General features: G+C 58.3%; 17 protein-coding genes and 1 pseudogene. 11 read left to right on the top strand and 7 right to left on the bottom strand.

Annotated elements, in window-relative coordinates; all coding sequences use genetic code 11:
• Positions 1-45: 45 nt before the first annotated feature.
• On the bottom strand, positions 46-741 hold the full coding sequence (locus J2857_RS25280) for a Crp/Fnr family transcriptional regulator (RefSeq protein WP_210012832.1): 696 nt from the start codon (positions 739-741) through the stop codon (positions 46-48).
• Between the two features lie 166 nt (positions 742-907).
• Here J2857_RS25280 and J2857_RS25275 point away from each other — a divergent pair, with 166 nt between their 5' ends.
• Positions 908-2,125 carry an NnrS family protein gene (locus tag J2857_RS25275; protein ID WP_210012831.1) on the top strand — a complete coding sequence of 406 codons (1,218 nt, stop codon included), beginning with the start codon at positions 908-910 and terminating at the stop codon, positions 2,123-2,125.
• 441 nt (positions 2,126-2,566) lie between these two features.
• Here J2857_RS25275 and J2857_RS25270 read toward each other — a convergent pair whose 3' ends face one another.
• The gene (locus J2857_RS25270; protein ID WP_210012830.1) at positions 2,567-2,770 is read right to left on the bottom strand and encodes a hypothetical protein; all 204 of its coding nucleotides are present in this window, start codon (positions 2,768-2,770) and stop codon (positions 2,567-2,569) included.
• A gap of 477 nt (positions 2,771-3,247) precedes the next feature.
• Here J2857_RS25270 and J2857_RS25265 point away from each other — a divergent pair, with 477 nt between their 5' ends.
• Complete coding sequence (locus J2857_RS25265) at positions 3,248-3,709, top strand: ArsR/SmtB family transcription factor (protein WP_306875978.1); 462 nt, start codon at positions 3,248-3,250, stop codon at positions 3,707-3,709.
• 43 nt (positions 3,710-3,752) lie between these two features.
• Here J2857_RS25265 and J2857_RS25260 read toward each other — a convergent pair whose 3' ends face one another.
• The 3 genes from J2857_RS25260 to J2857_RS25250 all read right to left on the bottom strand — a co-directional run bounded on the left by J2857_RS25260 (position 3,753) and on the right by J2857_RS25250 (position 8,881).
• A complete protein-coding gene (locus J2857_RS25260; RefSeq protein ID WP_210012829.1) occupies positions 3,753-6,014 on the bottom strand; it encodes a putative bifunctional diguanylate cyclase/phosphodiesterase in 2,262 nt (753 codons plus the stop codon).
• Positions 6,015-7,138: 1,124 nt separating this feature from the next.
• Positions 7,139-8,083, bottom strand: a complete 945-nt coding sequence (locus J2857_RS25255) for an alpha/beta hydrolase family protein (protein ID WP_210012828.1) — start codon at positions 8,081-8,083, stop codon at positions 7,139-7,141.
• A gap of 39 nt (positions 8,084-8,122) precedes the next feature.
• Complete coding sequence (locus J2857_RS25250) at positions 8,123-8,881, bottom strand: SDR family oxidoreductase (RefSeq protein WP_210012827.1); 759 nt, start codon at positions 8,879-8,881, stop codon at positions 8,123-8,125.
• 98 nt (positions 8,882-8,979) lie between these two features.
• On the opposite strand from J2857_RS25250, the gene J2857_RS25245 reads away from it, so the two are divergent.
• Positions 8,980-9,882, top strand: a complete 903-nt coding sequence (locus J2857_RS25245; protein ID WP_210012826.1) for an AraC family transcriptional regulator — start codon at positions 8,980-8,982, stop codon at positions 9,880-9,882.
• A 12-nt stretch (positions 9,883-9,894) separates the two neighbouring features.
• On the opposite strand, the pseudogene J2857_RS25240 reads toward J2857_RS25245, so the two are convergent.
• A pseudogene (locus J2857_RS25240) lies at positions 9,895-10,143 on the bottom strand (LysR substrate-binding domain-containing protein); the annotation flags it as partial.
• A gap of 1,613 nt (positions 10,144-11,756) precedes the next feature.
• On the opposite strand from J2857_RS25240, the gene J2857_RS25235 reads away from it, so the two are divergent.
• The gene (locus J2857_RS25235) at positions 11,757-11,993 is read left to right on the top strand and encodes a DUF6894 family protein (protein WP_210012825.1); all 237 of its coding nucleotides are present in this window, start codon (positions 11,757-11,759) and stop codon (positions 11,991-11,993) included.
• 760 nt (positions 11,994-12,753) lie between these two features.
• Here the strand turns inward: J2857_RS25235 and J2857_RS25230 are convergent.
• Positions 12,754-13,278 (bottom strand): nuclear transport factor 2 family protein, encoded by a 525-nt coding sequence (locus J2857_RS25230; protein ID WP_210012824.1) that lies wholly within the window; start codon positions 13,276-13,278, stop codon positions 12,754-12,756.
• Positions 13,279-13,421: 143 nt separating this feature from the next.
• On the opposite strand from J2857_RS25230, the gene J2857_RS25225 reads away from it, so the two are divergent.
• The 7 genes from J2857_RS25225 (at position 13,422) to J2857_RS25195 (ending at position 20,271) form a co-directional block, all read left to right on the top strand.
• Positions 13,422-14,423 carry a TRAP transporter substrate-binding protein gene (locus J2857_RS25225; protein WP_210012823.1) on the top strand — a complete coding sequence of 334 codons (1,002 nt, stop codon included), beginning with the start codon at positions 13,422-13,424 and terminating at the stop codon, positions 14,421-14,423.
• 62 nt (positions 14,424-14,485) lie between these two features.
• A complete protein-coding gene (locus J2857_RS25220) occupies positions 14,486-15,592 on the top strand; it encodes an NADH:flavin oxidoreductase/NADH oxidase (protein WP_210012822.1) in 1,107 nt (368 codons plus the stop codon).
• A gap of 1 nt (position 15,593) precedes the next feature.
• On the top strand, positions 15,594-16,133 hold the full coding sequence (locus J2857_RS25215) for a TRAP transporter small permease (protein WP_210012821.1): 540 nt from the start codon (positions 15,594-15,596) through the stop codon (positions 16,131-16,133).
• Positions 16,130-17,392 carry a TRAP transporter large permease gene (locus tag J2857_RS25210; RefSeq protein WP_210012820.1) on the top strand — a complete coding sequence of 421 codons (1,263 nt, stop codon included), beginning with the start codon at positions 16,130-16,132 and terminating at the stop codon, positions 17,390-17,392. The genes J2857_RS25215 and J2857_RS25210 overlap by 4 nt, the downstream gene beginning before the upstream one ends.
• Positions 17,393-17,415: 23 nt before the next feature.
• Complete coding sequence (locus J2857_RS25205; RefSeq protein WP_210012819.1) at positions 17,416-17,958, top strand: MarR family winged helix-turn-helix transcriptional regulator; 543 nt, start codon at positions 17,416-17,418, stop codon at positions 17,956-17,958.
• Positions 17,959-18,091: 133 nt separating this feature from the next.
• Positions 18,092-18,358, top strand: coding sequence for a hypothetical protein (locus J2857_RS25200; RefSeq protein ID WP_210012818.1), 267 nt, complete (start codon positions 18,092-18,094; stop codon positions 18,356-18,358).
• 224 nt (positions 18,359-18,582) lie between these two features.
• Positions 18,583-20,271 (top strand): sensor domain-containing diguanylate cyclase, encoded by a 1,689-nt coding sequence (locus J2857_RS25195; RefSeq protein WP_245363810.1) that lies wholly within the window; start codon positions 18,583-18,585, stop codon positions 20,269-20,271.
• The last annotated feature ends 77 nt before the right edge of the window (positions 20,272-20,348 follow it).

Genomic DNA, 20,348 nt, shown 5'->3' with positions numbered 1-20,348 from the left:
CTCGCCGGGTTGTCCGGCGCCCATTTCGGAACGCCTATCCCCCCGTTATCCCTTCGTGCTTTCGGCCAGCACCTGCAGGCCTTCGGCATCCTTCACCAGCAGCTTCTGACGTCCGCCTTCGACCAGCCCCTTCACCTCCCATGCGCTTATGATCCTCGAGACGGTATGCAGTGTGGTGCCGGTCATCTCGGCTAAGTCCTGCCGAGAAATCGGGAAGTCGATCCGCACCGCGTCGCCTTCTTTGCGGCCCGCATGCTTGGCCAGTCTCAGAACCGCGTGAGCGACCCGTTGCTCGACCTCCTGTGTCGACATTTCGCGGATACGGGCATGGGCTTCTTCCAGGCGCTGCCCGATCGTCTGCATGGCGGTGACCGCAAGCCGGGGATTGCGATCGACGAACTGGGGCCAGAGTTCCGTCGGCCAACAAAGCGCGACGCTTTCTGCGACGGCCATCGCCGTGCCGGGATAGTCCATGCGTTGAAGCGCCTTGGCAAAACCGAAGAGATCGCCCGGGTGGACGACGCGCACGATGATCTGCTGACCGTCTTCGGTGACCTGCGTTACTTTCAGCCTGCCATGCAGAAGCAGATGGAAATGCGTTGCGGCCGCCCCCTGTTCGAAGACGGCTTCGCCGACCGGCACCCGACGTGATGTTGCGTGAGCAAGAAGCGCTTCCGTATCGGCATCCTCCATCCTTTCGAACAGGGGAAAACTTCTCACGAGACTTTTATCGATCTTCAACGGCCTATGCTCCGCTACGGTCTGGGCGAACCTAGCACAGCCCGCGGCGAGATCGAAGATGCGCTATTGCCGCGTCGGCAGCAAACATTCCCGCGTCTGCTTGCGACGCCGCAATGAAGGGCTTCGCCGCCGCCGCTACAAGGGTGCCGAACAAGGAGTTCCGAAGATGACGACAATTCCGGCCGGGCGGCGATCTGGGAGCATCCCGAGGGGACTTTCCACAACCGCCCCCATCATATTCTCCTACGGCTTCCGGCCATTCTTTCTCTCGTCCGCCCTCTGGGCGGCCGTCGCGATGCTGTTGTGGTTGGCAAGCTTGGCTGGGCTGATCGACGTGGCGGTTTCCTACGGCACCGTCCATTGGCATGCACACGAGATGCTGTTCGGTTATGCGAGCGCCGTGTTGGCGGGTTTTCTGCTGACCGCTGTTCCCAACTGGACCGGCAGGCTGCCGGTGTCCGGTTGGCCGCTGGTCTTCCTGTTTCTCGTCTGGGTCTCCGGCCGGCTGGCGCTTCTTCTGTCCGACTTTATCGGCACCATGGCCGCCATCCTGGCCGACAGCGCCTTTCTGCCCCTCCTCCTCTTTATCTGCGTGCGCGAAGTGGTCGCCGGACGGAAATGGAAGGATCTGAAGGTCATCACCGGCCTCGTCGCGCTCTCCGCTGCAAACATCCTGTATCATCTGGCGGTGGCCGGCGGGCAGCACCCGTCCCTGGGGATCAAGCTTGCCCTCTCGGCCTATACCGCAATGATCCTCATTGTGGGCGGGCGAATCATCCCGAGCTTCACCCGCAACTGGATCAACAAGACCGGCCGGACGGATTTCCCCGCCGCCTATGACCGGTTTGATACGGCCGCCATCCTGTGCGGGGTCGCCGCCCTAGCCGCCTGGGTCATTCTGGACGACGGAGAGCTCGTTGCGGGGGCGGCAGGACTGGCGGCGGCCATGCAGGCTATCCGGCTCGCGCGCTGGCGGGGCTGGACCACGACCGCGGAAATGCTGGTGACGATCCTGCATATCGCCTACCTCTTCGTGCCGCTGGGGCTCCTTGCGATCGGCCTCGCAGCCGTGAACCTCTTCGACCAGACGTCCGTAATCCACGTCCTGAGCGTTGGAACCGTGACCACTATGATGCTCGCCGTCATGACACGGGCAAGCCGGGGCCATACCGGGCGGGTCCTGACGGCGTCGCGAACAACCGTCGCTTCCTATACGGCAATCGTGCTCTGCGCCATTATAAGGCCAAGCGCCGGCCTCTTTCCGGAATTTACCAGCCTGATCTATTCGCTTTCCGGCGCCGCATGGCTTGCCGCTTTCGGCCTCTTTGTCCTCGAATACGGACCGATGCTGACCCGCGTGCGGCGGCGGGTGGTGGAAGGATAAAGCACCGGTCTGGATTTGGCGAGCATCCTCAGGCCGCCTCAGCACGCTATCTGGTAAGGAGGGCTCACGCGATCCGGCATGACATCTAGGTATCGACGAGAGGGAACGCTCCGCCTGCAGTTCAGAGGAAGACCGGTGCGCAAGTGACACGGTTTGGGCCGCCAGTCTTGTCCAGCGCGCAGTCGGCAAGATGCCCGGATCTAGCGAAGCGGTACCGGGCTTGGAAGGATGGCAGTCTCACTCGCAGGCCTTGATATCGGGCGAAGCGCGCGCCGAAGTTGCGGCCTGAACAAGCAAATGAAACTGGCTTCTCGGTCGCGCCATCTGGCGGCCGGGCCTACTTGCTGGGTTGCGGCAATCAGCTTCCGAAGACGGGCTAGCTTGAATAGGAGACGTAGTTCCCAGCACCTCCCGCCGCCAATGTTACGCAATCCCCCGACCCTAACCGGCGGCTTCGAGGAACTTTAACAGCAAGGCGAGTGATGCCCGGTAGGCAACGATGCGTTGCGCGTCTTCGGTGCCGGCTTTGGATAGAGTGGCGGGTTCAGCCGCAAGTTCAGGGTTTCGCCGCTGCAGATCAGCGATCAGCAGGCGGTAGATGAGAGCTTGCTCTCTAATGAAATCGATGCCGGAATCCTCGGTCATCTCTGTGCCTCTTGGCAAAAAATTGCAGGACGAGACAAATGGTTGCATTGAGGCAGATCAAGCCCGAAGCAGAATTCCGACGATGGCGCGAACAGCGCCTTCGCAGACCGGGTGTCATCACGGGCGGCAGCTAGAAGCGTTCGATCACGGGGCGACGCCGAGATTATGCGGCTCCGCCGGCAGATGAAAGCCGACGCGAGCCAGCCCCGGCTCAACAAGGTTGAACGCGGGTCACTAGAGTTTCCTGAAAGTGCAGCGGATAATCCGCTCCGCTTGGTGGAAGAGGGCCCTAGATGTGGGGTTCCAACCTGCTGGCTTGTCAGTCCGCGGCACGCGCGGCGCATCCCCTCCTCCGGCGTCCAGCACCTGTCGGCCTGGCCTTAAGCCCCGGATGTTATGAAGCCCGCGGGCGAGACTCTTTTTACAATCGATGCAGGCACTGCGTCGGAAGATAGCCGATGTGGATGAGTTGCAACGATGTCCCCGTCGCCAATCATGGTCGCCCACTATCCCGAAATTCCTCATATCAACAGGATGCCGGTCAGCCTGGAGCGAGCTTTCGCAGCTAAGCCCTGGCTTACTGCGGGAACTAGCGGAGCAAATCAACTCATGCGCGATGACTCACTTGCGGCCAAGGCAAGGCTGCTTGCAAATCTATCCAACGAGATCCGATTGGAACTACTTTCGATCATTTTAGAAAAAGAGGTTTCCGTTGGTGAACTGGCACAAATCTTGAACGTGAGTCAGTCTTCCCTGTCGCAACACCTGGCGAGGCTCAGGGATGACCATCTTGTAAGCACCCGGCGAGATGCACAGACGATCTATTATCGATGCAGCGACTATGGAGTGCGGAGTGTCCTGGGGGTCCTTGGTGAGATCTTCGAAACAGACATTGCAAGGCATCAGGATGAATCAAGCTCTGCGCGCCGAACCGCATAGAGAGACTACAACGCTCTCGTCCTTGGCTGGCCTACTGGGCCAATCATCCGGTCGGAGCCGCGCTTTGCCCCCGGGAGGACACATTGGCCTCGGCGTCTCGCTCGTTCGGGCCGCTGGGAAGCTGCCGCACGCCTGAAGCCCGGTCGATCTTGTCTTCTTGTGCTACCATAAGGCTCATGACTTCTCCGCGCGTAATTGGGCGCGACATCAGGAAGCCTTGGACGTTGTCGCATCCCAGCGACTTGAGCGCATCCCTTTGCTCCTCTGTCTCAACCCCTTCGGCAGTTGTATTTAGTCCTTGTGCTCGCGCCATGTTGATAATCGCCTCCACCAGCGCTCTGCTTCGGCCGTCGTGGATCGCCCTGATGAACGACTTGTCAATTTTGAGCCTGTCCACGGTCACGCTCTGCACCCTTGAGAACGAAGAATATCCGGTACCGAAATCGTCGATCGCGAACCTCACTCCGGCGGCCCTAAGCATCGCGATGTTGCGCTCGGTTTGCTCCTCCCCGCTGATAGCAAGGCTCTCAGTAATTTCGATCTCAAGCCGCGCGGGTTCAATCCCCCGTTTGGCGAGCGTGGAGAGAACGCGGAGAGGATATCCGGGAGAACCTATTTCCACTGCAGAAGCATTCACGGCCACCCCAATGGAAGGCAAATCAGCGATCAGGCTACACGCATCTTCGATCACGAATGCGCCGATCATGTGGATGACGCCAATCTCCTCTGCGAGAGGAATGAACACGTCTGGGGAAATGGATCCCAACTGCGGGTGATTCCACCGTGAGAGTGCCTCCAACGAACATGGCTCGCTGCTGTCTGCACAATAGATAGGCTGGTAAAACACCTCTATCTGCGTACCCGTCGTTAACGCTTCACGAAGGTCATGCTCAAGTTTTCGTCGAGTGCGAAGAAGTTCATCCATATGATCGCCGAACAAGGCATAGGTGTTTCGTCCCGCCGATTTGGCGTGATAGAGTGCGATGTCGGCTTGCCGCGTTAGTTCAATGGGATCCGCTTTTCCCTGTCCGATTGCCGCGCCGACGCTTGCGCCAATCGAGACCTGAACGCCGTCGATGGAGAACGGTTCACGAAGGCACTTCACGATGCTGTCGGCAATGCCCCCCACCTCCTCTGAACATGTTCCCTCGATCAGGATCGTGAATTCATCACCTCCGATGCGAGCAATCAGGGAGTCGGGCAACAGCACGCTCATTCGTTGCGCCACGAGACAGATCAGCTTATCGCCTACCGGATGACCGAAGGTATCGTTAACAGCCTTGAAGCGATCGAGATCGATGAAGAGAACGCTGAGGGCCTCCTCTGGAAGCACCCGCTCCAACCGGTCGGCAAGCTCTGAATTGAAATAGGCCCTATTTGCGAGACCCGTGAGTGAATCGTGGAGTGCCAGATGCCGAAATTCTTGCCGGTTGGAATCCAGCCTCACAGACCTCCTCCATATCGCGTGACCTGCAAAGCTCGCTGCAATGAATATGCCGAGGACAGATACACCGATAACGGGCAAGGTCGCACGCAGAACACGGGCGCCGGGCTGGAACGGGTGCCAATTGAAATATCCGATGCCCTGACCCGACTTCGAGATTAAGGCGACCTGCGAATGCTCCTTGTCGGGGGACCCTCCGATCGTGAACTGTAATTCCGCAAACTGGTATTCGTCGCCAATAGTGCGGGGAAAGTCTCCGTCAAGGAACCGCAGCGCAACATGAAGGTTTTCCTCACCAGCCCGCTGCTTAATCTCTCCCGTGTCGGAGGTTATCGGTTTGACGCTGACGACCGCAGGTCGGCTGCCAACGTATGTCAAATCGCTTTCACCGATCGACAGAACTCTATCTGAGACACCATCTTCGTCTCCGATTGCAAGTCGCTGCCTTAGGCGTTTTGCCAGGGGCAAATAGGCCTCGAGAACATCCTCAGACGAAGGAGCGCTGTCCGACTCCGCTATAAACTGATAGATGAGCGACCCTTCGACGGAGAGTACCACAGCGGCATCATGCCCAAAATAGGTGTTCATCCACTGGCCGAGATTGGTCTCCATCCAATCAAGATCTCTTTCTCTTGTTTTGATAACAGCGTCGTCCCATACCGTCACGCTTTCTTGGTCATGGGCTACACCGGACTGTATCTGGGAGACGATCAGGGTTACCAGATCCTTTTGTCGTAGCGCAGCTACCTCGTCTACTTGCGCTGCGGACCAGAAAATAGTTCCTAGGAGTACCCCTCCGACGAGGATCGACGTGAACGTCGGAACAAACCATTTCAAGAGCCACTGCGATTGCCAAGTCATGCGAACATCTGCCTTCTAATCAGACTCAGTCTATCGCGCCTGGGTTAAACCCACGCGAATGGATCTGGTAAATGTTTTAGCATCTTCTGATTTTAAGGCCTTACCTGTGCCGCATAAGTCAACACGCAGCGATTGGAGACATGCTCGAGCAATGGGCACGGACAACCTCTGACCGTGTCGCGACAAAAATCACCTGACGTCTCGCCGGCGCTCCCAGGATGACGTTCCTATGCTTCCGCCGCCGCGATAATGACGCGAATTAGACTTCCCGATGAGCCGACCAGACCTATGCAGCAGAAACCTGCTTCGCGGTGCGGTTGGTTTGACTTGAGATCTATGAAAGGCTTTCCCCCCGGAGCGAATGGAGCATCTGCCGTCATAACGACCTCGCGGAGGCCTGGGATCATATTTCTCGGTCGCTTGCGGTAGTGCGGCGGACGACGAAAAAGACGCCGCCGGAGTTTTCACGCGTCAGCAAATACCGACTATCTTCCCTCATCTTTTTTAGTGGCCGGAGGGACTGCGGCCAGGTGCCGCCCTCTCGGATCTGCGGTCTGTCCTTCGAGCGGCCGTTTTTTCCCAGGGTTTTGCTTTTTAGCTTGGATGCCGATCGGCGTCCTCTCGCGACAAGATGGCCCTTAGCTGACTTCGATATCCCGCCAGCGAGATGATAACTTCCTGTTCCCGACGGGTGGGGGCGTGTGAAAGATTGTCAAGGTAGGGATATTCGCGCTCGATATCGCAGATCATTTTTTGATACAGGACGCATCGATCGCGCATCTGGAGTTCGATTGGCATTGTTGGCTCCCTTCTAGTTAAGTGATCTCTAAATTATAGCTAAAGAGCTCCGACGAGTTTGTTGTGCGTCAAGCTCCAGCCACTTTTGTGGATCTGCGCCCGATGTTGCCGGCCCTCGATCGCTTCATGCATAGGACCTGTGACCGGATTGACTGAGTACAACGCCAGGGCCTGGCGTCGTAACAGGTCGCGGATTCTGCCATTTGACTGCGGCAACTTGTCGGGAATAGTACCCACGGATAATCCAGATCGCATCGAGCGCCAGCGTGTGGCGCCCGGTCTCTCGTCGTTGGGCCGGCTTCAACCGTACCGATCTGCGTTGGCGGCTACAGCGGCTTCTCAGTGACCGTAGCCAGCGGTGCAGCCTCACCCTCTAAAATCAGTCGCGCTCTCGCCCATGCGCCCTCGTCCGCGTTGAGCGCGGTCTGAAGCCATGCGAGCGTGAGCCGCCGTGTTGCTTCCAGCACGTCTGGCGCTTCAGTCTCTGTTTCCTTTGCGTCCAGTGCGGCGATCCCGCCAAGGCCATGCCCGACGCCGTGCATCATCAGCATTGCTCTAGCGCCCGGCGCGTCATGAAACGCATCCGCATGCCATTCGGGGCCGCGCGTCGTAAAATGCGGGTTGTCCATATCACCGCAAACGACGAGGTTGCGTGTCGTCAGCGTCGAGAAATCGACGTCGAAGAACGGAAACCGGTCAGCACTCTCAGGCGTCATGTCCTTGCCGCCGCGTCCCGGCGTTGTCAGGAGAACGCCCGCCGAGATGCGTGGATCGGAGAAGTTTTCACCATCCACCTGTGCACCGAGCAGGAGCCCGACGGTGTGACCGCCGAAGGAATGGCCCACCGCGCCGATGCGTGCATGATCCATCCGCCCAGCAACGGCCGGCGCCTGTCTCTCGATCTCCGGCAGTTGGTCCAGGATCGCCTTCATCTCTTCGACACGCTCACGCCAGAAGAACGGCGCGCCGGTTGAATCCGACGGCAAGCCGCCAACCCGCGAACTCGCATGCGTCGGCTGGATGACGACGAACCCTCTCTCCGCCCAGAACTGGACAAGGGGAGCGTAGCCGTCCTTTGAGGGGATATAGTTGGAAGGACCGTAGCCATGCGATAGCAACACGACCGGCAGCTTGTCGCCGTTTGCCGGCGCGGTCAGACGCAGTTCCAACGGCTGGCGGCCCGGCATCGAGAGACGGATCGGCGTGTAGGCTACTGTCAAAGTGGTTTCAGGCGTCGGTATATGCTTGGCGAGATTGATCAGATTGTTCATGGGTCTGGACCTCCAAAGGTGGGTTTCGGATGGTGATGTTCAGGCGAGCAAATGACCCGCTTCGCGGTACGAGGTTTCCGCGTCGGCGCCGGCTGGGATCTTCATCGGCGCGTCGATCTCTGTCACAGACCGCCACACCGCCTCTGCAACCGCATCCGATGTCGTGACCTCTGTGCCAGACCGCAGCTTCGTCATGTAGTCGTCGACGAAGGCGGTATATGGCTCGGGAATTTCCATGCCCATGCGCGAAACAGCATTCTTCCCGAAGCCGGTCGTCGGCGCCGAGCCAGGCAAAACAAGTTTAGCGCGGACGCCGAAAAGCGCCGCCTCGATCGCGAAGCTCTCCGTGAAGGCATTGAGCGCTGCCTTGCTGGCGCTGTAGACCGAAAGTGCTGGCAGCGGTCTTATCGTGACGGCGGAACTGACGTTGATGATGACGCCCGAGCGACGGACCCGCATCTGCGGGAGAACGGCTTTCGTCATCGCCATCGCACCGAACACATTCGTTTCGAACAGCTCACGGATCTTCGACATCTCTGAGCCTTCGAGCACATTGAGCATGCCGACGCCGGCATTGTTGACCAGAGCATCAATCGTGCCGGCGGCTTCGACCGCCTTAGTAATGCTGTCCGCGCTGGTTATATCCAGCGGCAGGATTTCCAGCCTGTCTTTCGATGGAAACAGGTCGTTTTGCGGCGTGCGCATGGTCGCGACGACGTCCCATCCGGCGTTCAAGAATTTCTGCGCGATCGCAAGGCCGAAACCGGACGAGCAACCGGTGATGAGGATCTTTGGCATGTTCCGTCTCCTGACATTTAACAAGGCTAAAGATGGACCTGATCACCCGGACCTGCTATATGCGTATGTCCGAGATTGTTTAGCGGAAGTCCGAATTGATGACCGATCCCGTCGCCGAAGTCGTTTCCCTACTGAAACCAAGACCTTCCATCTCAAAGCTGGTGACGGGTGGCGGTCAGTGGCTTGTTGAGCGCACCGAGCTTGGAAGCCCCTTCTACTGCGCCGTGGTCGAAGGACGTTGCCTGATGACGATTGCCGGCCGTGAGCCGATGGTGCTCACTGCGGGTGACTTCGTCCTGGTCCCAAAGATCTTCTCGTTCACGATGAGCAACATGGAGCCGCCGCCACGCGGCGCGCTTGCCCATCGCCTGGAAACCAGCCCCGGTGTTTTTCGCCTGGGCGACCCGGAAGCGCCGGCGGAGATCAAGGCACTAGTCGGGCATTGTGCGTTCGGTTCGGATGACAAAGCTCTTCTCGTATCGCTGCTGCCGGAAGTCATCCATGTTCATGGGGAAGAACGACTGATGGCCCTGGTCCGCATGATCAATGACGAGACGAGGGCCGACCGTGCGGCGCGCGAAATGGTCCTCCACCGGTTGCTCGAGGTGTTGTTCATCGACGCGTTACGATCGGCAGCAAGCGCCAAGCCGTCGCCGGGTCTCCTGCGTGGGATGGCTGATCCGCTGCTGGCGCCGATCCTGCGACGCATCCACGCAGATCCGGGTCGCAGCATGACGGTGGAGACGCTTGCCCAGGAGGCTGCGATGTCTCGTTCGACCTTCTTCGATCGTTTCCGCAAGGAAGTAGGGGTTGCGCCGATGGAGTATGCGACCGGATGGCGCATGGCGCTCGCGAAAGAGTATCTCCGCGAAGATGTCGCAATGGCCGACATCGCCCAGCGCGTCGGCTATGGATCGACAAGCGCCTTCAGCGTTGCCTTCAATCGGCATGTGGGAATGCCGCCTGGGGCGTATTCTCGCGCAGTTGCTGCTGCGGCTTAATACGTCCGATCCTTATCCACCGATATAGGCGGCCAACTCTTCAGGTGTTCCCTTGGGAAAGACCTGCTTCAGGAAATCGAGGAAAGCAGAGACACGCGCGCTCAAGAGGCGCCGCGACGGGTAGAGCGCCCAGAGCGCGACTTCGGAATTCTCGATGTCGCCCCAGTGCTTTAAGGTCCCATCAGCGAGATCTTGAGCCACCAGTGAGATCGGAAGCCTTGCCGGCCCAACTCCTGCCCTCACCGCATCCCGCACCATGATGCGCGTGAGAATGCTAAAAAGCGTTCAGCAGCAGATGGGAGAATACCCATGATAATGTACGACGACTTGAGCGCGATGTGACGGTAAACCGGGCCCTTGCCCGGCTCACCTTATCGGGCGTCGCGGGGAGGCGACGGGCCGGGAAATGGTGGACGTCTCGGCAAGCTGCCCTAGTTAGGGCCGCAACACCGGAGGCCCGATCATGGATTTGTTCTATGCGCCAGCCCTCGTCGGCGGCTCAATTATTCTTGGAATTACTCTCATCTATTTTGCATTGAAGTAGATGGAGTCTCGACCATCCTAATTTTAGCAATCTCTAAACCAGTCCCGAACGATAGCCGAACGGATTATGCACGTTTAAAGAATGCCGAATTCGCCCGACTACTTTTGAGGTAGGCGCCACGGGAGGGACGAGTTATCTAAGTTGCTCCGAGCAGATTGTCGCCAAGCTCAAAGTAGCTCTTGCCGCGATGAGGCCGTCACGCCTGCACTGGCCCCTCTGGAACCTTGGATGTGCATGTTGGTTTGATTTCCAGGAGGAGATCAAGATGTACCGCACACCACCCTACCGGCACGAATTCGTGTTTTATTGCTGCCAGACCGTAGCTCTCGGCTGCCTGATCGCCGGGGGGGTGTGGTTGGCCATCAACTGAGAAACGGTGACATGGGAAAGAATGGGATGATCGGCATTCTCGCCGTTATCGTTATTATCCTGCTCGCCGCATTTTTGACGCGCGGGCCCAGTCAGCCGAACTCTGCCGCTCCGATCTCGAATACTCCCCCTGCCGTCGCGCCCCCTGCGAAGAGGTAGTCGCTTCCACTTTTGGCGGTCTAGCCAGCACGTCCATTGGGACGTATGTTCAAACCGGCATGACAGATATTTCAAGAAAATCTGGTCGCAGGGCTGGAATGGTAGCAGGAGGCATAGTCCTACTCGGCGCCGTCGTCTCCAGTCCATATTTTGTGTTTGCCGAACGCCACACCTCCGCCCCTCAGCAAATAGTTCCCAATGCAGGTATCGCATCGCCTGCCGCTGAGGGTAAAGGGCAACGCTTGCGGCCTACAGCGAAGTCACCCTGAGGAAAAGACGACGCGCAAGGCGACATCGGGCGTGGACATTCACGGATTGATCACCAAGACACCAGCGTCAGCGTCGGGACTCACCGCCTTGAAGAAGTGGCTTACCGCAGTGGCCCCTCTGGCCCTACCCCCGTGCGGGAGAGGCCTGCCGCTGCTGGCCTCGCAGGGACCCTGCGCTGCATTGCGGGCCTCAAATGGCACGAATTCCTGAATGGCAAGCCACGGCTTTCTGGTCTAGGCCAGTCGCGACCGAGGCGTATGTGGGCTGTCCCGGCCATTGTTCGCTCTTCATCTTTCATTCCGGCGTAAGCTTCCTCTGGCATGGGATGATCTGGTCGAGGGACAGCCAATGCACGAAGAGAAGATCGATGAGGCCGAGCAATCAATATCTCACGCGAACGACCTCGCCGAATTACTGCAGCCACTCACTTGACCGTTTGCCTCCGGTTAATTTCGATATTGATCGAGGTCCCGTCGGGAGCGGTTTTTGGGAGGTGGGGTTTTGGGTCCTCTAGACTGACGAAAGGTGAAGCATGCCCAGATACTACTTCGACGTCATCAACGGTGAAGGACCGATGCAAGATGATGAAGGGGTTGACCTTCCTGACCCCGATGCTGTTCGCAGAGAGGTAGCAATGATTGTGACTGGTCTCGCGCGAGACGAAATCTCGAACGAGCAAGCGGTCAAAATCCTAGTCAACGTCCGTGATGAGGCGGACGCCAAGGTGTTCGTTGGCCAGTTGCAGTACTCGGGCGATTGGCAGGGGTAACCCCTCCCCGGCAGAGCGGTAACCTTATCCTCCACGGTCGCAGCCCGCGGGGTATTGCGAAGACGTTCGTAATCTTCCGTATAAACATTTTATTTTTGGGCGACAGGGTTGGAACGCCTGCAACCGTCTTTAATTCTGCGGCATGGATCTGACTGGCGAGCAACGAAAGAAGATGATCGAGGAAGGCAAGACGCGGCGGCCGTCAAAAAGGACAGGCGCGCTTGCAGGTATCTCGGTGACGAGAAACCTGAGTGGACCTACATATGGGTGGGCGGATACAACTTCATTATGAGCCAGCTTTCAGCTTTTCCAGTGCGGGACTGAGGTCCTACCTCGGTTGATTTGCCGATGAAGTGCAGGAGGTCCGCAGCATGGTAAAACTCTTTCTCGGTCTTTTGCTTGTGGTCACCGCATTGTGGACCATAGGTCTCATGTGGCTTGCCTACTTCTATCTGCTCTAAAGCAGTTCAAACCGACGCTACTCACCAGGGATTTGAAAGCGATATTGGTGACAAGTTGTGGGCGCTCGATCAGGGCTGTTCGCCATCTTCTGGTCTGCGCCAGGCCACTCAGCAGGCGTCCAAACTTTCGCGCCGCAGACCCTGGCGACCGTGTAGTGGATCGCATCCTGATCATCAGGCGTGCGCCACGCGCGCCGATCAGGACGTCCCTACGATGGCGCTAGCCTTCCGGGACGGCTGGCCCTTCGAGGCGTCACCAATTTTGTTTTGGCACAAGTGCTAGCTGTTAAAGGCTCTCATCAGGCGTTCGCGCGGCGCGAGAGAGGCCTCTGGTAGGAGACGTCGGTGCGGTCCCATGAACCCACCGGGTAGCCGTTTGGTGTATCGAAAATTGTGGCGTCAGCCTCTGCGCGCCAGTCGATGTAAAGTTTACGGAGCTTGATACGCCACTCGCCGTTTTCCTTCGTCAGCTTGTCGATGTATCGCCCGCCCCCCAAGATGACGGTCTTTTGGTTTCGCCGCCGTAGCGCGTACAGACAATAGGATTCCGCATGCGCGGTATCACCATCTATTTCGCAATTGTGAGTAGTAATGTTGTGCGTGTGCGACAGCGTGTGTTCGGCGTGAAACTCGTTGGCCCATTTCGCGAAGTCCACTGGATTACCATCGAAGACACCATGTTCATCGATGCCGTCGGCGTGGTAAACGCTGATGATCAGCTCATCATCATGCCTGTCGATTGCTCTGGCATAACGGTTGACGCAATCAAGTATTGCTTGCCGGTCAAGGAGGTATTGGACCTCCGGAATATTTGAACTGAGCATAAATCCTCCTGAGGCTCCCACCGTTTTTCGAGTACCTATTCCGCCCACCGACACCTAGTGCAACAGAGCATTGCCTTGGCGAAAAATCGGTGTACGCTCCAAGATTATGTCAATGACATAATAATACAAGGGAGGAATACATCGTGAAATTCTTACATGGAATGGCCTTGGCCCTTGGCCTCGGCCTAACGGGTCTGGCTGCGCCCGTGACAGCGGCCGAGGACTGGAAACTCGCTTCCGCCAAACGCGCGCCGGATATCGGCGCTGCATTCGACCAGGAATTTGCCAACGCCGTAGTGGGAGCGAGCGGCGGTCTCGGCAAGATCGAAATCCAGTTCGTCGGCAACGAACAGGAAATGGTCCAACAGGTGCTGAGGGGACGTCTGCATTTCGGGGTCACGTCGCCGCTCGCACTCGCCGCGGCCATGCCGGACATAGCGGTGCTCAACGTGCCGTATCTGTGGATCTCCCGGGAGGAACGCGATTACGTCTACTCGCATCAGCTCAAGGATCCGCTTGCCGCGATGTTCGACGAGAAGGGCCTCGTCCTTCTCTCCGTCCAGGAAGCCGGCTACAACGGCGTGTTCTGCAAGATGAACTGCTCCGACCCGGCCGCGTTGAAGGGTCAGAAGACGCGGGTATCACCCAGCGCCAGCGGACGGATGTTCTGGGAATCGGTTTCGACCATTCCTGTCCAACTGCCGCTGTCGGACGTCTGGCCAGCGCTCGAACAGGGACTGGTCGTCGCGGGCGATCTTCCGATCGGCTTCTATTCGACGACGCCAGGCGCGGCAGTCGCCCAGCATTTCGTCTATACCGATCATATCCACAGCCCCTGGCTCTATTTCGTGAACAAGAACGTCTGGGACAAGATACCGGCAGACAGGCAAAAGGCGATCAAGGTAGCGCTTCCCACACCATTCTCGACGACCGACCGCTTCCTCGCGGATCAGGATGAACGGGCGCAGGCCTTCGTCAAGAAGGGTGGAACGCTCTACAAGCTGAGCGACGAGCAACGCGGCAAATGGGCGGCGATGGTAACCCCCAATATCGACAAGTTCGTCGGGACGATGAGCGATCGCGTTAAGACCATCTATGAGGCGGTCAAGAAGGGCAAAACGGAGTTCGCCGCGCAGAAGCGCTGATTGCCAGCTTCGGGTGGCGCCTCCAACGACGCCACTTCCTTACCCTATCCGGAGGTTCTTTCATGAGCGCGCTTTTCTCTCCGCTCGCGCTGCGCTCGGTTGTTTTGCCGAACCGCATCGCCATGTCCCCGATGTGCCAGTATATGGCCGATGATGGCATCGCCTCTCCATGGCACATGGTCCATCTCGGTTCCCGGGCCGTCGGTGGAACCGGCCTGGTGATCGCCGAGGCGACCGCCGTCGAACCCACGGGACGGCTCACGCCCGGATGCCTCGGCCTTTGGTCGAAGGCCCACGCCGAGGCCCTGCGACCAGTGACGGATTTCATAAAATCGCAGGGTAGTGTGCCGGCCATCCAGCTGGCGCATGGTGGCCGCAAGAGCGCCCGCAACCGCCCTTGGGACGGCAACGATGCTCTTCCCTCCGAAGCAGCATGGCCGACCCACGCTCCAAGCCCCCTGTCGTTCGGTGACTACCGGCAGCCGCATGAGATGACAGAGGCTGATCTGGACAGGATAGAGGCCGCCTTCGTGGAATCGACGAGGCTTGCTCATCTGGCAGGCTTCAGGGTGCTGACACTCCATTTCGCGCACGGATATCTGTTCCACCAATTCTATTCGCCGCTGACGAACCTGCGCGACGACGCTTGGGGTGGCGATCCGGAACGCCGGCTCGCTTATCCGTTACGTGTCGTCAACGCCATCCGGGCGGCCTGGCCGGAAGTGCTCCCGCTTGGCCTCAGGCTGAGCTTCGAGGACTGGGCTCCGGGCGGGTTCGGCCCCGATGATGCAACCGCCGCCGCCGCCAAATTCCGTGACGCCGGGGTGGACGTTATCGAATGTTCGAGCGCCGGCCTCGTCCCGGATGAAAAAGTTTCGGTCTATCCAGGATACCACGTTCCATTCTCGCGCCGCGTCCGCGCCGAGACCGGCGTGGCGACGGCGACAGTCGGCGTCATCTTTGATCCGCATCAGGCAAATTCCATCATCGAGGACGGGTCGGCGGATCTCGTGATGATGGCGCGAGCACAGCTGGACGATCCCTATTGGGCCCATCGCGCTGCCGAACAACTCGAAGACAACTCGACCTGGCCACTGCCGTATCGGCGGGCAGTCCGCCGCTTTCGCGGCTTCCAGGAGGAATTCCCGATGGGAAGGGGAGAACAATAGCATGACTGCCGATCAAAACGCCCCCGCCTCCTCACCGGCTGCGGTGGTGGCACACCGTTTACTGAGCGCGATCTTCAAGCTTGAATGCAGCATTGCCGTCGTATCGCTGTGCCTCTCTGCTGGCGCGCTGATCGCGGATATCATTACCCGCGAGCTTTTCCAGTTCGGCCTTTTTGGCGCGCTTCGAGTAGCCGTCTATTCCACGGCCGTTGCGGCGCTGATCGGCTTCCCGATTGCAATTGCCACCGGGTCGCATATCCGGGTCTCGACACTGGACGGGCTGGTGCCCGAGCGTTGGCAAGCGGCGCAAGGCCGCGTCGCCAATATCGTCAGCGCCGCGATCTGCCTCTTCTTCGTCTATTGGGCGGTCTTTTACGTGTCGCAGACCCGTGATTTCGGCGAAACGGATCCATCTCTCGGCATCGTCGTCTGGCCGATCCAGTCCGTTCTGATCTGGATGTTCCTCTCGGGTGCAGTTCGCTACATCACCTACGCCCTGTTCCCGGCCCTCCAGCCACAAGAGGCGGAGGCCGCAGCATGAACGCGTTCGCTTTACTGCCCGTCTTTCTCGTTCTGACCGCTCTTCGCCAGAACGTCATTTTGACACTTGCGGTACTGGTCGGCATGATCCACGTTTTCATCGCCTCGAACAGCGCGATGGAATATCTGATCCAGGACCTGTGGTTCACGCTAGATCGCGAACTTCTCCTGTCGATCCCGATGTTCATCTTCGCGGGCGTCATCATGTCCCAAGGGACGATCGCGGCCCGGCTGGTGCGTATCATGACGGCCCTGACAGGTCCCTTGCCCGGCGGACTAGGGGTCGCGGCGGTGCTCGCCATGGCGATGTTCTCGGCAATTTCCGGTTCCGGGATAGTCACGATGATGGCGATCGGATCGCTGATGTATCCGGCACTGGTCAAAAATGGTTACTCCGTGCGCTATGCTCTTGGGGTACTGTGTTCGGGCGGCACGCTCGGGGTCATCATCCCTCCAAGCATTCTCATGGTACTCTACGGCATTTCGACGGATGTCTCGGTCACCGACCTGTTCAAGGCCGGCTGGGGGCCGGGTCTGTTGATGACCCTCCTCATGTCGATCTACACGGTTTTCGTAAACCTCCATACCGATCGCACCGCCTTCTCCTTTTCGGAGCTTTTTGCAGCACTCAGAGACGGCATTTCCGCCATCCTGATGCCGGTTATCCTGCTCGGCGGCATCTATTCGGGTATCTTCACGGTCACGGAAGCCGCGGCCGTGTCTCTCGGATATGCTCTGGTCGTCGAGACGCTGATCCACCGGGAGCTTTCGACGAAGGAAATTTTCGCCATCGGCGTCGAAACGGTGAAGCTTTTGGGCACGATGATGCCGATCATCGCTTTCGCGGGCAGCCTCAATACAATTCTGGATTACGAAGGTGTGCCACAAGCACTTGTCACCTGGGCACAGACGCAGTTGACGAGCGAGTGGCAGATGCTCGTCGCCGTTAACCTGCTTCTCCTGGTCGCCGGCGCATTGATGGATGAAGGGTCCGCAATCATCATTCTTGCACCGCTTCTCGCGCCGATCGGAGCAGCCTACGGGTTCGATCCGGTCCACTTCGCCATAATTATGATCGTCAACCTGCAGATCGGCTATGTCATGCCGCCGGTTGCGATCAACGTCATCATCGCGGCGGCCGTCTTCAAGCAGAGTTTCCTCACCGTATGCAAAGCGGTAGTGCCGTTCATCGCAATCATGCTTATAGTGCTTTTCGTCGTTATCCTCGTTCCCGGCCTTTCGCTTTTCTACCGGGGATAGTAATCTGTGCTTGAAAGGAACCCATGGCTCCGCCAGCAGTCAAGAAACAGACCTACGACAATGGTCCCGAAGCGGCCGCACCTGTGGGGGGCGTGCTGAACGATATTCTGGGTTACAAACTCCGGCGTGCGCAGCTTGCGACGTTCGAAGAATTCGCGCGCCACTTCCACGATCTGGAGTTGCGGCCGGCGGAGCTTGCTCTTTTGTTGCTCCTCAAGCGGACGCCAGAGGCGGGTCAAGCGGAACTGACCAGCCTTCTGGTGCTGAAGCGTGCCAATTTCGTGGCTCTCGTCAATCGTCTGGCCCGTCGCGAGCTCGTCGAACGCAGCCCCGTCGATGGGGACCGGCGTGCCCGAAAAATCACCTTGACGACTAAAGGCCTCTCTCTTCTTGAAGAAGGGGAAAAACGCCAGCGAGCTTACGAGCAGCAACTCCTCCAAATACTTGGTGGAAATCGCGCCCGAGCGGATTTCCTCACTGCGCTTGATCGGCTCATCAACTTAGCTGAGACAAGGGATTGTAGTTCTACGCCTAGGAGGGATGTGAACCAGAGAACCAGCGGCTAGATTGCGCTCGTGAAAGTGGAGTACCTCGTCCGGACGCACCGGGCGCCCGGGACCGAGCAGGCGTGAGTTTTCAACGAGGTAGTCGATAAAGCACCTGACGCGCGCCGGCGTGTGCCCCGCCAACGAACACCGCATGGATTTCCTCAACCTCTCCAGGATTGAAGTCTTCCAGAAGCGGCACCAGCTGTCCCGATTGAATCGCCTCCTCTGTGGTCTGCGTCCCCACGCGCGTAATACCTACGCCTTCTGTGGCGAGTTGTCCCAGTGTCTCGTCATTGTTGCCTCTACGCTGCCTTTGATGGTCAACGATAATCGCGACCGTCTTTCCGAAACGGCCAAGTCGCAAAAAGGTAAATTCTCTCCGGAAAAGACGGGAGATTTACTGACTGTGTTGAAGTAGATTCAGCAACTCATGCAAAGGAACGTACGCTGGGATGGCGCCTTTACATAGACGAAAGGAGCCGCCTTTTTCTCTCGACGTAACGTTGGATACCAAGCCGAGCATCCGCCCCTGAAGCCACAGCAACTGCTTCGCAGGCCTCAAGGGACGCTTCTTTGGCCGCTTTAACGGCATTACAAGCTTTTCGCCTTAACGTAGAAAGCATGACTTCGGGCGGATTTCTAATGAGGCTGAAAGTTTGTTTGCTTCTGATGATGCTGGCGCACTCAGGTATCGACGTCGCCAACGCAGCCGATTCCACTCCCATCCGCGCGTCATGCTGGGCATCTGCCGGTCTGTCGGAAAATATCGTCACTATTGCGCGCAACGACGAGAGATGGTCCTGCTCGGGCCAAGAAGTTTCCATTGATGCAGAGCGCGTGCTCCTTCGCTTCGAAATCGCGGCGGACGATGCTGTTCCCAAACACCTGCTTTCTAGACGGAGCGCGCTTGAAGCGGTGCATCTGGTTGCGATTGATCAAGATGGTGAGGTCCGTCAAAGCTTTATTCCCGCCTCCGCCTTGCCCAGTTCGATTGTCGGCGGATATTTCGAGGCGTCCCTCCCAGACGTGACACGCCAGACCACCCAGGTCGTCGCCGCGTTCGACCTGCCCAGCCATCGAATGACCCTGGAGAGAGCGTACCTCGCATCTGAGGACACTCACGGCGAGGACCTGCGATTCCTGCTGATCCTGGCGGGGCTTGCAGGCATGCTCGTGATGCCCCTCATCTTCAACGCAGCATTCTATCGCGCTTTGCGCGAACCATTTGTCCTCTGGCATGCGGCTCTCACATTCTCGCTCCTGATGACAGTCGTTATCACGTCTGGCCTGTCAGTCGTGTTTTTCGATCCTCCGGCTATGACGTTGAGCTGGATGACGACGTTAGCATTCGGGATGACGATTGGCTCGGGAGCTATGTTTACCTACAGCTTCATCGAGCCAAGGTTGATGCATCCGTTTCTGCGACGCATCCTGCCCTTTTGTGCCGTATGGGCAATCTTCCTAAGCGCGTTTCACGCAGCCTTCCCGTTCGTGGCACGTCCCGTGCAATCGAGCGCGTATACGGCGGCGTTTGCACCGGTTCTTGCTGTTTTCATCATTGCAATGATCGATTCCTTGTGCCGCGGGAGCCGCGCTGCAAGGTTCCAGGCGATTGGATACGCTCCGATGGTACTCGTCGGACTGGTTCGTCTAGTGACGGGCACAGTCCCCGGGTTGCACAGTATAGATGCCATGCTGCTTTTCTATATCGGCTGTATATGTGAAGCTTTTTTTACAACCCTTGGCGTGGCAGAGCGCCTCGTGACCATTAAAAGAGAGCGCGACCGCGCACGAAACGAGGCTGATCTGCTAGAACGGTTGTCGGAAACCGATCCGTTGACCGGGCTACTTAACCGGCGAGCCCTCGAGCGACAATTCGAGCAGCTTCGAACTGAAGACTTCTCCGCACTTGCTGTGCTTGACCTTGATCATTTCAAGGCCATCAACGACTTGAACGGCCATAGCGCCGGCGATCAAGTCCTGCGGGCTGTGGCGACTTCACTCCAGCCAGGCCCCAACGTGCACGCATATCGCCTTGGTGGTGAAGAATTCGTGCTTCTCCTGCGTGGCGACGACGCCGACATCCAGGCCGAACTTCGACGCCAGGCCATCTCAGTGACTGTAGCTAACGCGGTTGCGGGCCTTAGTCGACCTGTTACTGCCAGTATGGGTATATCGGACATCGGTGGCGGCGAAGATTTTTCCACCCTTTATGATCGAGCCGATAAGCTGCTTTACGAAGCTAAGAGTGCAGGGCGAAATCGAACCCGCAGCACATTCAGGCAAGGTCCGCCGATCACGCCGCAGGTAGCTTCGGCTATGGCCGGCTGACGGAAAGCAAGCTCCAAACGCCATGCTGCGGAGCTTCGTTTCGCTGAATGTCATAGACGCTGGACTTGGATAGGCCC

This window comes from Neorhizobium galegae (genome assembly GCF_017877055.1).
Lineage (GTDB): Bacteria > Pseudomonadota > Alphaproteobacteria > Rhizobiales > Rhizobiaceae > Neorhizobium > Neorhizobium galegae_D.
This window is presented reverse-complemented; position numbering and strand designations above follow the sequence as displayed.